This is a genomic window from Klebsiella sp. HMSC25G12 (assembly GCF_001807705.1).
GTDB lineage: Bacteria > Pseudomonadota > Gammaproteobacteria > Enterobacterales > Enterobacteriaceae > Klebsiella > Klebsiella variicola.
Genome location: NZ_KV789908.1, coordinates 355,579 through 369,306, shown reverse-complemented (window position 1 = coordinate 369,306; position 13,728 = coordinate 355,579). Strand labels below are relative to the sequence as shown.

The 13,728-nt window shown below is 60.7% G+C and carries 12 protein-coding genes; 6 read left to right on the top strand and 6 right to left on the bottom strand.

The genetic code is table 11. The features are described from left to right. Positions 1 to 23: 23 nt before the first annotated feature. Positions 24 to 938, bottom strand: coding sequence for a muramoyltetrapeptide carboxypeptidase (gene ldcA / locus HMPREF3096_RS20355; RefSeq protein ID WP_008804312.1), 915 nt, complete (start codon positions 936 to 938; stop codon positions 24 to 26). A 175-nt stretch (positions 939 to 1,113) separates the two neighbouring features. Between ldcA and emtA the strand changes: the two genes are divergently transcribed. After that, positions 1,114 to 1,725 carry a membrane-bound lytic murein transglycosylase EmtA gene (emtA, locus tag HMPREF3096_RS20350; RefSeq protein WP_008804313.1) on the top strand — a complete coding sequence of 204 codons (612 nt, stop codon included), beginning with the start codon at positions 1,114 to 1,116 and terminating at the stop codon, positions 1,723 to 1,725. Between the two features lie 48 nt (positions 1,726 to 1,773). Here emtA and HMPREF3096_RS20345 read toward each other — a convergent pair whose 3' ends face one another. The 4 genes from HMPREF3096_RS20345 to HMPREF3096_RS20330 form a co-directional block, all read right to left on the bottom strand. Next, positions 1,774 to 2,598 (bottom strand): TIGR04222 domain-containing membrane protein, encoded by an 825-nt coding sequence (locus HMPREF3096_RS20345; RefSeq protein ID WP_023297865.1) that lies wholly within the window; start codon positions 2,596 to 2,598, stop codon positions 1,774 to 1,776. Positions 2,599 to 2,610: 12 nt separating this feature from the next. Continuing rightward, complete coding sequence (locus HMPREF3096_RS20340) at positions 2,611 to 3,462, bottom strand: DUF2207 domain-containing protein (RefSeq protein ID WP_070544568.1); 852 nt, start codon at positions 3,460 to 3,462, stop codon at positions 2,611 to 2,613. 179 nt (positions 3,463 to 3,641) lie between these two features. Then, positions 3,642 to 5,762, bottom strand: a complete 2,121-nt coding sequence (locus HMPREF3096_RS20335) for a TonB-dependent siderophore receptor (RefSeq protein WP_070544567.1) — start codon at positions 5,760 to 5,762, stop codon at positions 3,642 to 3,644. 254 nt (positions 5,763 to 6,016) lie between these two features. Beyond that, on the bottom strand, positions 6,017 to 7,750 hold the full coding sequence (locus tag HMPREF3096_RS20330; protein WP_043875076.1) for an alpha,alpha-trehalase: 1,734 nt from the start codon (positions 7,748 to 7,750) through the stop codon (positions 6,017 to 6,019). A 197-nt stretch (positions 7,751 to 7,947) separates the two neighbouring features. Between HMPREF3096_RS20330 and HMPREF3096_RS20325 the strand changes: the two genes are divergently transcribed. The 5 genes from HMPREF3096_RS20325 (at position 7,948) to HMPREF3096_RS20305 (ending at position 12,982) form a co-directional block, all read left to right on the top strand. Then, positions 7,948 to 8,862, top strand: coding sequence for an alpha/beta hydrolase (locus tag HMPREF3096_RS20325; protein WP_042947076.1), 915 nt, complete (start codon positions 7,948 to 7,950; stop codon positions 8,860 to 8,862). Positions 8,863 to 9,044: 182 nt separating this feature from the next. Continuing rightward, positions 9,045 to 10,484 (top strand): circularly permuted type 2 ATP-grasp protein, encoded by a 1,440-nt coding sequence (locus HMPREF3096_RS20320; RefSeq protein WP_070544566.1) that lies wholly within the window; start codon positions 9,045 to 9,047, stop codon positions 10,482 to 10,484. Beyond that, complete coding sequence (locus HMPREF3096_RS20315; RefSeq protein ID WP_002910835.1) at positions 10,478 to 11,407, top strand: alpha-E domain-containing protein; 930 nt, start codon at positions 10,478 to 10,480, stop codon at positions 11,405 to 11,407. The genes HMPREF3096_RS20320 and HMPREF3096_RS20315 overlap by 7 nt, the downstream gene beginning before the upstream one ends. Continuing rightward, positions 11,404 to 12,219, top strand: coding sequence for a transglutaminase family protein (locus HMPREF3096_RS20310; RefSeq protein WP_008804319.1), 816 nt, complete (start codon positions 11,404 to 11,406; stop codon positions 12,217 to 12,219). Before HMPREF3096_RS20315 ends, HMPREF3096_RS20310 begins: the two co-directional genes overlap by 4 nt. A 16-nt stretch (positions 12,220 to 12,235) precedes the next feature. After that, positions 12,236 to 12,982 (top strand): proteasome-type protease, encoded by a 747-nt coding sequence (locus tag HMPREF3096_RS20305; RefSeq protein WP_008804320.1) that lies wholly within the window; start codon positions 12,236 to 12,238, stop codon positions 12,980 to 12,982. 61 nt (positions 12,983 to 13,043) lie between these two features. On the opposite strand, the gene HMPREF3096_RS31545 is transcribed toward HMPREF3096_RS20305, so the two are convergent. Continuing rightward, on the bottom strand, positions 13,044 to 13,728 hold a 685-nt coding region (locus HMPREF3096_RS31545), incomplete at its 5' end, for an ABC transporter ATP-binding protein (protein WP_228704805.1).

The window sequence follows — 13,728 nt, the reverse complement described above, 5'->3', positions numbered from 1 at the left end:
ATCCGCCTATGCGTCCGGGAAATTTATTCTGTCAGCACCGGGTGGCCGCTGATCGTCAGAGTGGTGGTAGCTGCCTGATTCACCAGTCGCGCGCGGGCGCCCAGCGGCAGGGTCACCGTGCGCTGCTCGTGGCCAAACTCCAGTCCGCTAATCAACGGCAGGGAGAGCTGCTGGCGCAGGTAATCAAAGACCTGCGGCAAATCGTACCCCGCGTCATAGTCGTTTGGCGCGCTGCCGGTGAAGCTGCCGAAGATCACTGCTTTCTGCGCCGCCAGCACGCCGCTGTGCAACAGCTGAAGCAGCATGCGCTCGACGCGGAACGGGTGCTCGTTGATATCCTCCACCACCAGGATGCCGTCGCGGATCGCCGGTAGCCACGGCGTGCCGATAAGCGAGGTCAGCATCGCCAGATTTCCTCCCCACAGGGTGCCTTCCACCTGGCAGTTCGGCCCTTCGCCCGGCCATTCGAGGGTAAATTCCGCCTGGCGTAGCGCCTGCCAGAAATGGTGCTCGGTAAACGGATCGAGGGTCTCCGCGCCGAAGTTGCCCGCGAGCATTGGCCCGCTGAAGGTGATGACGTTGCCCGTAGCCAGCAGGCCCGACTGGATAGCAGTGAAATCGCTGTGGCCGCAAATCAGCAGTGGGTCGCGCTGCTGGCGGGCAATCAGTCCCTGCCAGTCGATATGCGGCAGCAGGCGACTGGCGCCGTAGCCGCCGCGCACCGCGAGGACGATACGGTTGCGCCCGGGCAGCTGGGCCAGCTGGTTAATATCGGCCAGGCGTTCCTGTTCAGTTCCGGCGAAACGCTGCTGCCGGCGGGGAATGACCTGCTGGTGGGCCACCTCATGTCCGGCCTGCTGCAGACGCTCGACGCCGCGGGCTGCCGCCTGCTGGTTGATGCAATAACCCGATGGCGCGACCAGATAAAACTGAGACATGATAATTCCTTGCTATGAATGAAAGGGTTATGATGCCGCCTGGAATGGCGATTGTCATCTCCAGGTGGCTAACTTCAGTCCGCACCCGTCATCCTTCAGGTTGTCGGCCGGCGGGGGACGTACCGCTGCCGTCGTTCTGCAGCATGATGGCGTTTGGGTAGATAAGGATAGATGTGTGAAATTGAGATGGTTGCTTATTTTAGTCGTTTTTCTGGCCGGTTGTAGTTCGAAACATGATTACACTAACCCGCCGTGGAACCCCGAGGTCCCGGTGAAGCGGGCGATGCAGTGGATGCCGATCAGTGAAAAAGCCGGCGCCGCCTGGGGCGTGGACCCGCAGCTGATCACGGCGATCATCGCCATCGAGTCGGGCGGTAATCCTGCGGTGGTGAGTAAATCCGGCGCCGTCGGGCTGATGCAGCTCAAGCCGTCGACCTCCGGACGCGATGTCTACCGGCGGATGGGCTGGCGCGGCGAGCCGTCGGTCAGTGAGCTGAAAAACCCGGAACGTAATATCTCGATGGGGGCCGCCTATCTGAGCATTCTGGAGAACGGTCCGCTGGCGGGGATCAAAGACCCGCAGGTGATGCGCTACGCGGTGGTGGTCTCCTATGCCAACGGTGCCGGCGCCCTGCTGCGCACCTTCTCGTCGGATCGCCAGGACGCCATCGATGAGATTAACGATCTCGACGCCGATGAGTTCTTCGAGCATGTGGTGAAAAAACACCCGGCACCGCAGGCGCCGCGCTATATCTGGAAACTGCAGAAAGCGCTGGACGCCATGTAGGCCTACGCTCACCCCGCTGACCTGGCGGGGTGAGTGCTTCTCACTCGCCTAATCCTCGGTACGCAGCGAGGAGATAGCGCTCATCGGCGCAATGAGCGTTTTATAGTCCCGGTAGCGCTCGGGAAGGGATCCTGGGCCGTTCACCGCCACGCAGAGCATGGCTGTCGCGTCATCTTCCTGATCGCCTTTCAGCGCTAACGCTTCTCGTAACGCATCGATGCAGGCATGGGCGTCATGATGTGAGATGCCGCAGATATCGAGACGAATGGTTTTGCTAATGGCTTCTATCCATAACCCGCCCCACAAAACGCAACCCGTGGGCATGAGCAGGCAACTAAAGATGCTGTACGCGGTGAAGTCGAGCCAGATAAAGGTCTTACTGAAAACGATAATGCCGAGGGCGAGCGAAGGGATGCTGATGGCCAGCATATTACACCCGCGGCGCAGCGGACTTAAGGCTAAGCCCGCGCTCGCTATCTGTTCCTGCCAGAGGTTACGTCCGGCAATACTCAGGCTGCAGGGCAGATCTTCATGACACGGCTTTCGCACCTCAAAATGGTCAAACAGTATTCTTTCAATGACGTTCATTTCCTGGTTTGCATAGCGTCCGTTGGCCAAAACCTGCCCGGCCTCCGGGATCCACAGATACTTTTTACTGAGTAAGCTGAACATCGCCAGCTGGATCACCCGGGTCCCTTCTCCGGTCAGCCAGGCCAGCAGCCATGGACTGACCTCCGTCGCGTGCGGCTGGGGCTGAGCCGCTGGCCGTGTCACGACGATCGTCGTACCGATAGCAATATAGATACCCGGGACGATAAACATAAATCCGCCAAGAAACAGCAGTGGATGCAGATGCATCATAAAATTCCACATACTGTCCCCTCGTTAATCCAGGCGCTGCAGACAAAAGGGATACTGAATAAGGTTGATGATTTTTACATATTCAGCAAATCTTTCGGGAAGCAGGGTGGTTGTACCAATCGCCACGCAATAATCGGCGTTTTCATCGGTCAGGGTATCTGCGTCAGCAATAAGCGTCTCTTTCAGGGTATCAATATAGTGGTGAAGAATATTAATAGCGATCCCCTCCCGGTCGAGCCGGGTGGCATTTAAGGTGATGCATAATAGCCACAGCCACCACAGTCCGGAAACCATAAACATCACCAGCCAGCTCAATACGCTGGAGTGAATTATCGCCTGATGATCAAATAGTGTTTTCCAGACGAGCACAGCGATTAACAGCAGGGAGGGGGCGGCAATCACTATCATGTTCCACGTTTGGTGCGTTGGGCTTAGCCGTAGCCCACTGCAGTGGGGATCGGTAGCCCAGTGGTTTTGTTCAGCGACGTGCAGAGAAAGCGGGAGATCCTGGTGACAGGATTTTGGCGTAGCGAAATGGTCAAACAGTATTTTTTCCACGCAGGTCATTTTGCATTCGGCATACTGCTGATTGGCGCAGAGCTGAATATCTTCAGCAGAATGGATGAGGGTGACATAGTTTTTTCTTAACAGCCGGAACATGGCCAGCTGAATGACGCGGGTGGCGCGATGACGTAGCCAGGCTAAAAAAGAGGGGGAGATAGAATAGGGCGCCGGGACGGCGGTGGTATTTCCAGCAGGGCGGGTCTTCACAATAATCATATTCAGCAGAATATATATCACTGTGGTGGATAATACATAATAACCCATAAATGATAACGGATGTAAATTGGCAATATAGCTAATGACGGGGTTCACTTTTATTCCTTGTGAGCGCTATAACCGGTTTGCGCCAGCATAGTAAGCTTTCTCATCCGCGGGGGGCAAGTGAAATAATGGGGTGGCATTTTTAAGTTAATTTCAGCAATAAAAGCGAGATAAAAGTCTTCATGAAAGCCTCCGCCGTCATGGCCGGAGGCTTATATTGCTGCGGTCAGTTAAAAGTCGTAGCCCACGGTGGCCATGACGCTGCGCTCTGCTCCCCAGTAGCAGTTGCCGGTGCCGTAGCAGCCGGAAATATACTCGCGGTCGCCGATATTGTTGGCGTTAACCTGCACATAAGCGCCTTTCAGCGTTGGCGACCAGACGCCGAGGTCGGCCCGCATCATGGCATCCATCAGCGTGACCGACGGCAGCCGCGCGGTGTTGGCATCATCCGCCCACTGTTTGCCGATGTAGCGGACGCCAGCGCCCACCGAGATCCCCGCCGGGAACTGATAGCGCGCCCAGAAGGAGGCCATCTGATCCGGGGTCAGCTGCGGCGTGTTGTTATCGGTACCGTCCCTGGTGTCCTGGAAGCGCAGACGATTCCAGGTATACGAGGCGATAGTACTCAGCTGCGGGGTGATCTGGTGGTGTGCTTCCAGCTCAACGCCCTGGGAATGGACCTTACCCGCCGGAATATAGGTGGCGGTGGCGATGTTCGGGTCGCGGGTGGCGACATCCTTTTGCGTCAGGTCGTAAATTGCAATGCTATAGAGGTCGCGGCTGCCCGGCGGCTGGAACTTCAGACCGGCTTCGACCTGCTCGGCGGTGGTCGGTTTCAGCGGTTTGCCGTCCGCGCCCGGCAGCATCGCCGGGGTGATCGCCTGGCTGTAGCTCAGATAAGGCGAAAGGCCATTATCCAGGGCGTACAACAGCGAGGCGCGGCCGCTGATATGGTCGTCTGAACGGCGGTTTGAGGTGCCGAAGGTATCGCTGACCTGCTGGGAAACGATGCGGTCGTAGCGTGCGGAAACATCCACATGCCAGCGGTTCCAGACCATCTCATCCTGCAGATACAGCCCGGTCTGATAATAGCGGCGATGATTGTCATCGCTATAGGTGACGGTATGCCCGGTCTGCGCAGTATAGCCGCTAAACGGGTTTAGCGGCGCCGCACCGCCGGCGCCGGTCCACAGATCGTTGCGGAAGCGATGATATTCGGCGCCGAGGATCAGGGTATGCGCCAGGTCGCCAGTATTGAAATCGGCGCGCAGGCGGTTATCGGTCGACCAGCCGTCCAGCGAACCGCGCGAACCGCTGTAGCCGCGGGCCAGCATGTCGCTGTCATCTATCCAGCCGACCTGATAGACCTGATCGAGGGAGACGTTGGTGTGGGTGTAGCTCCCGGCGGAATAGACCGACCAGACGTCGGTGAACTGGTGGTCAAACTCATAGCTGTAGATCTGCTGGCGGCGCTGATAGCCATCTCCCGGATCGCCCTCGTTGGTGCTGGGGGAGAGCTTACGACCATTATGCGCGTAGCGGGTGCCGTCCAGCGGCAAAGAGCCGTGGTAGCCGCCGGAAGGATCTTTTTGCAGATAGGCGCGCAGCAGCAGCGAGGTGTCGCTGTCCGGCTGCCACAGCAGGGAAGGCGAAATCGCGTAGCGCTCTTCGCGGGTATGGTCATACTGCGTGTCGCTGCTGCGGGTCATCCCGATCAGCCGCCATGCCCACTGCTCGTTGATGGCGTCGGTGTAATCGAAGGCCGCGCCTTTGGTATTTTGCGTACCGCCGGTCAGGCGGACGTGGCCCTGCTGGCTAAACTGCGGGCGTTTGGAGGTCAGGTTGACCACGCCGCCCGGCACGCTCTGCCCGTAGAGCGCGGAGGAGGGGCCGCGGATCACATCGACGCGTTCGATAAACCACGGGTCGATTTGCACAACGTTATGACTGCCGCCGTCGCTCATCAGGCGCATACCGTCGAGGAACAGGTTATCGACGTCGCCGCCGTGGTAGCCGCGCAGGGAGATAGCGTCGAACCGGGTCGCGCCGCCGCCGAAGCTGGAGTAGACCCCCGGGGTATATTCCAGCGCCTGGCTGATGGTATTCGCCCCCTGGTCCGCCATCTGCTGGCGGGTGACCACCGATACCGACTGGGCGGTGGTGATTAACGGCTGGTCGGTTTTCGTCGCCCCGAGCGAAGTGCTGGCGCTGTAGCCTTCAGTCGGCGCGCTGGCGGACGCCGGCGGGCTGGCAGTGACCACCACGGTCTCTTCAGCTTGCGCGGTGAGGGGAAGGGCGACCACGAGGGCGTACAGCAGCCTCGGGCGTTTTCGGAAAATAGCCACGTTCATAAGATCATCCTGAACCAACGCGGTCTGGTACTCCTGTACGCCGCCGCGGGAAAAACGAATCTGTCATTGTTCGTTAAAAAGTAATGCGAATTATTATTGTTTGTATTTATGTGATCAAGCGAAAGGTGACCGGTTCAGGGCGATGGGGGGAGTGACGTGCTTCCCGCGGGCCGCAGAGCGGGGCTGCACGGGGACGTTGTCAGCAGGGAGACGACTACCCCCTACCGAATTTGGTAGGGGGTGCGTGAAAAGCGTCAGGCGCCGGTTTTTTGCGCTGCCGCCGGTGCGGGGTCGTTGGCGGCTGGCTTGCTCTGCGCGGAAGGGGCCGCCGCCGGGCGCGTGGCGGGCAGGGCATCGCAGGGGTTCTCCTGCGGGCAGATCAGATCCAGCATCTTCAGGGTGACACCGTTGGTCCAGCCAAAGCCATCCTGTAGCGGATATTCGCCACCGCCGCCGCCGGTCCCGGTCGAGCTTACGTCATACTTCTCCACCAGCTTTTGCTTGCTGTCATAGGTATGCTGAACGTTGCTCAGGAAGCGCCAGCTGACCTCCATGGCGATCTTTTGTTGGCCGTAGTTTTGCAGGCCCTCGACCGCCACCCACTGCAGCGGCGCCCAGCCGTTCGGGGCGTCCCACTGCTGACCGCTGTTGACGGTGGTGGTGGTCAGCCCGCCGGGTTTGAGCAGCCGCGACTCAGCGGCGGCGGCCACTTTCGTCGCCCGCTCGCGTGACGCCGCATTGACGTACAGCGGGAACAGCGCCGCCGCGGTCAGCTGATTGCGCACCTTGCGGGTTTTCAGATCGTAATCGGCGTACCATCCCTCTTTATCATTCCACAGATATTTCTCGATGGCCTGCTGGCGGGCATTAGCCAGCGCATCGTACTGCGTAGCGCCGGCGCTGTCCCCGGATGCCTTGCTGGCGCGGGCGAGGGTTTTCTCCAGATGGAACATCAGGGCATTGAGATCGACCGGGACAATCGAGGTGGTGCGAATGGTGGCGAGCTGCTGCGGATTATCCATCCAGCGGGAGCTGAAATCCCAGCCGGAGGCGGCGGCGGAGCGCAGGTCGCGATAGATCTCGGTTGCCGGACGATTCGGGTTGCTTTTGGCGGTTTTGACGTCGTCAAGCCAGGACTCGGGGCGCGGGGTGTCGTTATCGTCCCAGTAGCGGTTGAGCAGCGCGCCGTCCGCCATCCGCACCGCCCGTTTGTCGGCGCTGCCGGGGGCCAGCGCGTCCGCTCCGGCCATCCAGTAGCGATACTCCTTCTCCAGCTGCGGCTGGTAGGTTTTCAGTACCTGGTCGCCATCGTGCGTCGCCAGCAGGCTCACCATAAAGGAGAAGAAGGGGGGCTGCGAACGGCTGAGGTAATAGGTGCGGTTGCCGTTGGGGATATGGCCCCAGGTGTCAATTTCCGCGGCGAAGTTGGCGACCATATCTTCGACTTTATCCCAGTGACCGCTTTCGGCAAGACCCAGCATGGTGAAATAGCTGTCCCAGTAATAGACTTCGCGAAAGCGTCCTCCGGGGACCACGTAGGGCTTAGGCAGCGGCAGCAGCGAGTCCCATTTTTCCACCTCGACGGTGCTGCGGGTCAGGACCGGCCACAGGCCATCGATATGTTGACGCAGGGTTTGCCCTTTAGGCGGCACATAGGTGTCATTTTCTTTCGGCAGCGTGAAGTTCAGCTCGACGAAGTGGCGCAGGTCAAAGCTGGCCTGGTTTTTCTGCATCCGGTAATCAGCAAGGATCATCAGCGGATCGCTGTTAGGGATCGCGTCGGCGAAGGTTTTTTGATCGGCAAAGAGCTTCGCACTCTGGACATCATTGAACAACGGGCCCAGCAGAATATCCGGCGAGGGGGGCGGCGCGGTTTTGCCGTCTTCCGCCTGGACATTCAGGCTCATCAGGGCGAGCAGGGCGCCGCCGATCGCCAGGCGCAGGGTACAGGGCAAAGCAGCGGGACGATGTGCATCAGTACTCGTCATGGGGAGTTCTCCTTATCATTATCGACTGCGGGCCACGACGTTTGGCCATCCAGAAACCTTAGACGAATATCTGCCGCTGCGCGTGTCAGGGGTAACATTTTGCGCGAAAACAGAGGATTTACCTGCCAGGTTTTCTGATATAACCACCAGCAAAGCGGTTAGGTTTACAGGCAAGCCAACGCGCCCGGGAGCCAGTCATGAATCGACGTCAATTTCTGCTGTTTAGCGCCGCTGCGCTGTCTGCGGTGCGGGGCGCGGCGGCCACTGCTCCGGCGCTGACGCTGCCGCTGTGGTCGGATCAACCGCCGGGGGGAGGCGGGCCGGGGGGCGAGGCTCGGTTATCCGCCCGCGGTGCGCTGAGCCATATCCCTCGTCCTGTGCTGACGGTCTGGCAACCCGCCCGGGCCACTGGCCACGGAGTGCTGGTGGCGGCCGGCGGCGGATACCAGCGGATCGAGATGGGCAGTGAGGCCTGGCCTGCGGCGCACTGGCTGACGGCGCACGGCTATACCGCCTATGTGCTGAGCTACCGCTTGCCGGGGGAGGGCTGGCAGGCCGGTGCGCTGGCGCCGCTGCAGGATGCGCAGCGGGCCCTGCGGCTGATCCGCGCCCGGGAATCGCAGGTCAGCGTGCTCGGTTTTTCGGCGGGGGGACATCTGCTGGGGATGGCCGCCTGTCGGCCGGCGTTTGCCAGCTACCCGCCGGAGGATGCGCTGGACCACCAGCCCGCCACCGCCGACGGCGCCGCGCTGATCTATCCGGTGATCACGCTCCTGCCGCCCTGGAGCCATACGGCGACCCATCGTCTGCTGGTGGGGCCGCAGGCGAGCGAGGCGGCCGACCGCGCCTGGTCGGTACAAACCTGGGTGACAACGGCCACACCGCCCTGTTTTCTGGTACAGGCGCAGGACGATCCGATTTCCAATCCGCACAATACGCTGTTGATGGCTGACGCCTGCCGCCAGCATCAGGTTCCTGTGCAGCTTTTCCGCTATACCCGCGGTGGCCATGGCTTTGGTATGGGGCGCCCGGGAACGCCGACGACCGCCTGGCCCACGGCCTATGCCGCCTGGCTGAAGGCGCTGGCGTCCACGATGGCGCAAAAATCGTAGCGCTGCCTCACGACGGTGCAACCGCAGCCGGGCGCGGGCGGCTGTTCTGGCGATTTTTTGCACAATCAGACGGCGGGTCAGAACAGATTTGCACAACGCCGCGGCGGTAGATGACCTGGCATAATTAATGCTTATCTCTTACCGGGATTACCACAAAGTGAGTACAACCGGAGGGGATAGCCATGATTAAAATTACGCTACCTGACGGGCATTATTATGACGAGATGCTGACCGCGCAGGGTGAACAGCGGCCGCACTATAATGCCTGGTGGCAATGGTTTCGCAACACCGATCAATTCTCTATCCGGCAGAAAAAAGCGCAAGCGGAACTGCTTTTTCACCGTATCGGCATCACCTTTAACGTGTACGGCGAGGATGAGGGAACCGAGCGGCTGATCCCGTTTGATAGCGTGCCGCGGATCATACCCGCCGGGGAGTGGCAGCGCATTGACCGCGGCATTCGCCAGCGGGTGAAAGCGCTGAACGCCTTCCTCTATGACATCTATCATGAGCAGAATATTCTGCGCGCGGGGCTGATCCCGGCCGAGCAGGTGCTGGCCAACGAGCAGTATCAGCCATGCATGCAGGGCATCAACCTGCCAAACAACACCTATGCCCATATCACCGGCGTCGATATGGTGCGCAATAACGACGGTCAATACTACGTGCTGGAGGATAACCTGCGTACGCCGTCCGGCGTCTCCTACATGCTCGAAAACCGTAAGATGATGATGCGCCTCTATCCGGAGATGTTCGAGCAGCATCACATTGCGCCAGTGGAGCGTTACCCGAGCTACCTCCTGCAGACCCTGCGCGAAAGCTCGCTGGTGGATGACCCTTGCGTCGTGGTGATGACCCCGGGGCGCTTCAACAGCGCCTACTTTGAGCACAGCTTCCTGGCGCAGCAGATGGGGGTCGAGCTGGTGGAGAGCGCCGACCTGTTCATTAAGAACGGCGCGGTGTATATGCGGACCACCGAGGGGCCGCGGCGAGTGGATGTGATTTATCGCCGCATCGACGACGCCTGGCTCGACCCGCTGGCCTTCCGCGCCGATTCCATGCTCGGCGTACCGGGGCTGCTGTCAGTCTATCGCGCCGGCGGCGTGGTGCTGGCCAACGCTATCGGCACCGGCGTCGCCGACGACAAATCAATCTACCCGTACGTTCCGGAAATGATCCGCTTTTACCTCGGCGAACAGCCGATCCTCAGCAATATCCCCACCTGGCAGTGCCGGAAAGCAGAGGACCTGCGCTATGTGCTGAGTAACCTTGAGCTGATGGTGGTCAAGGAGGTCCATGGCGCCGGGGGCTACGGCATGCTGGTTGGCCCGCGTTCGACTAAAGAGGAGCGAGAGGCCTTCCGCCAGCGCCTGCTGGCCAATCCGGCCAACTATATCGCCCAGGACACCCTCGCGCTGTCGACCTGCCCCACCTTCGTTGATGAAGGTCTGTCGCCGCGACATATCGATTTACGGCCCTACGTGCTGTCCGGGCAGGAGATGCGGCTGGTGCCCGGCGGCCTGACCCGCGTGGCGCTGACCGAAGGGGCGCTGGTGGTCAATTCGTCGCAGGGCGGCGGAACCAAGGATACCTGGGTGATGGAGGATGACGCATCATGCTAAGTCGTACGGCGAGTGAATTGTTCTGGATGGCCCGCTATCTCGAGCGGGCGGAAAGCTACGCCCGGGTACTGGACGTGACCTGGAAATTATCGATGATCCCCCGGCACAGCCAGCAGTCGCGGGATCTGGCGCTGCCGCTGAATTTGTCGATGACCCACGAGCTGTTTCAGGCGCGCCATGCCCGCTTTACCATGAGCAACCTGCTCAACTTTTTTGCCCTCGATGGCAACAACCCCTGCAGTATTTACAGCTGCGTGGAGATGGCGTGGAACAATGCGCACGCGGTGCGCGGCAGTCTGTCGGCCGAGGTGTGGGAGAGCATCAACGCCACCCGCATCGAGCTGCGAACCCTGCGCCAGCAGGGGCTGGGCGAACTCGGCAGCGACGGCTTTTTCGAGTGGGTGAAAGAGCGGGTGCATCTGTTTCGCGGGGCGGTGATTGGCACGCTGCTGCGCAACGACGCGCTGAGCTTTATCGGCATCGGCACGCTGATAGAGCGCGCCTTCGCCACCACCCAGCTGCTGCTGATTAAGGATCAACAACTGACCAACGACCCGGATCCGGTGCGGGAATACTATCGACTGGATACCTTGCTCAATGCGGTCAGCGCCCGCGAAGCCTACAACAGCCTCTATCGCCAGCCAGTCAGTCGCGAAACGGTGATGGAGCTGCTGATCCTGCGTAACGATATTCCGCGTTCGCTGCGCGCCAGCATTGCCGATCTGGTCGGTGAGCTGGAGAAGATCGCCAACGATCGCTCCTATCAACCGCTGCGCCTGGCCCATCAGCTCAACGTTGACCTGCGCTTCAGCACCCGCGACGACCTGGCGCAGGCGGACCTGCAGACCACCCTTAACGGCCTGCTGGCGAGAATTAACGCGCTGTCCGACAGCATCAGACAAACCTATCTGGAGGCCTTATGAAACTGGTCATCGATCATCTCACCCGCTATGGCTACGATGAAGAAGTGAAGTTTTCCACCCAGTATCTGCGCCTGACGCCGCGCAGTACCGGCCGGCAGACTATCACCGCCTGGACGCTGACCCTGCCGGACGGGGCGGCGGTGACCACTACCGACGGCTGGGGCAATGTGCTGCATGTGCTGACGCTGGATAACCCGCACAAGGAAATCACTATCCGCGCCAGCGGGATTGTCGATATCGCCGACGAAGGGGAGGAGACGCGTGATGAAGAGGCCGAGCTGCTGTCGCCGCTGGTTTTTCTGCGCTGTACGCCGCTAACCCGCGCCGATACGGCGATCCGTGAGTTTGCCCAGCGCCTCTATCGTCCCGATGCGGCGGAAGAAAGTCTGAATCAACTGATGGCGGATCTGCTGTTAAGAATGCCATACTCCCCCGGCGCGACCCAGGTGCAGGACTCCGCCGCCGACGCCTTCGCCCGCGCGAAGGGAGTGTGCCAGGATCATACCCATGTTTTTCTGGCCTGCTGCCGCGCACTGGAGATCCCGGCGCGCTACGTCAGCGGCTATGTTTACAGCGATAACGCTCAGCATGTGGCGATGCACGCCTGGGCGGAAGTCTGGCTCGACGGCCGCTGGCTGTCGTTTGATATCACCAATAATACCCGTCGCCTGAATCAGCATTTGCGGCTGGCGACCGGGCTGGATTATCTCGACGCCTGCCCGGTACGGGGCACCCGGCTGGGCGGCGGCGGGGAGATTATGTTAACCAACGCTGAAGTGCGCGAACACAGCCAGCAGGCGCAGCAGCAATAATACGGGAAAAACCGCAATGACCTACTGTGTGGCCATGTGCCTGGCGGATGGACTGGTGTTTGCTTCCGACTCCCGCACCAACGCGGGCGTCGACCATATTGCCACTTTTAAAAAGCTGCACGTTTTCCATCAGGAGGGGGAACGGGTACTGGTGCTGCAATCCGCTGGCAACCTGGCTACCACCCAGAGCGTGATAAGCCTGCTCAGCGCGCGCATCCGTACCCAGCAGGAGCCGAATCTGATGCAGGTCACCTCCCTCTACGACGCCGCGATGCTGATCGGTAAAACGCTGCTGGAGGTGATCCAGCGCGACAGCAGCAACCAGCAGAACTGCAGTAACACCAACTTCAACTGCAACCTGCTGCTTGGCGGTCAGATCGCCGGCGAAACCCATCGTCTGTTCCATATTTATCCGGAGGGCAACTTTATTGAAGCCACCCGCGACACACCTTATTTCCAGATCGGCGAAAGCAAGTACGGCAAGCCGATCATCGATCGGGTGCTGACCATCGATACGCCGCTGGAGCAGGCGATGTGCTGCGCGTTGATCTCCATTGACTCGACGCTGCGCAGTAATCTGTCCGTCGGCCTGCCGCTGGATACGCTGCTCTACCGCAGCGGCAGCCTGAGCAGTGCCGGGCAGCATCGCATCACCGACAGCGATCCCTACTTCAACCGCATCCGCAAGGCGTGGTCCGAAGGGCTGTTGCACACCTTCCAGACGCTGCCGACCTGGACCCCAGCGGAGCGGGAAGAGGAGTAGCCCTGGAACACGACCTCGCCCGGAGCCCGGCCACACGGATGATGACCGGCTCCCTTCGCCCTTAGCGCGTCTCCGCCAGCCGCTCGCCGCTGGCGGCATCAAACAGATGCAGGTTTTCGCGGCGGAGAGTCAGCCCCAGCGTCTGCTGCGCCGCGACCGCCACCCTGCCGGCAACCTGCACATGCACCGGAAAACCCTGCCAGTCGAGATGCAACAGGGTGGATTCCCCCGTCACCTCCATGATGTTTACCGTTGCCGGCGCGCCATGCGCATCCGGCAGAATATCCTGCGGGCGCAGACCGACAATCAGCGGGGCATCGCCCTGCTGCGCCACGGCCTGATGCCAGCGTTCGGCCAGCGGAAACCACAGCGCGCCGCAGGCGACGCCGGGCTGACCGTCGCGCACGGCGCGCTGACCGGGCAGGAGATTCATCGGCGGGGAGCCGATAAAGCGGGCGACGAAGGTATTGCAGGGCTGGTCGTAAATGGCCAGCGGCGCCCCCTGCTGGACGATCTGCCCGTCGCGCATCACCACAATCTGATCGGCCAGAGTCATCGCCTCCACCTGGTCATGGGTGACATAGATCATGGTGGTATTGATGCGCTGGTGAAGGGATTTGATCTCCGCGCGCAGCTCCATCCGCAGCTGGGCGTCAAGGTTCGACAGCGGCTCATCGAACAGGAAAACCTGGGGGTTTCTGACCATGGCCCGGCCCATCGCCACCCGCTGGCGCTGGCCGCCGGAG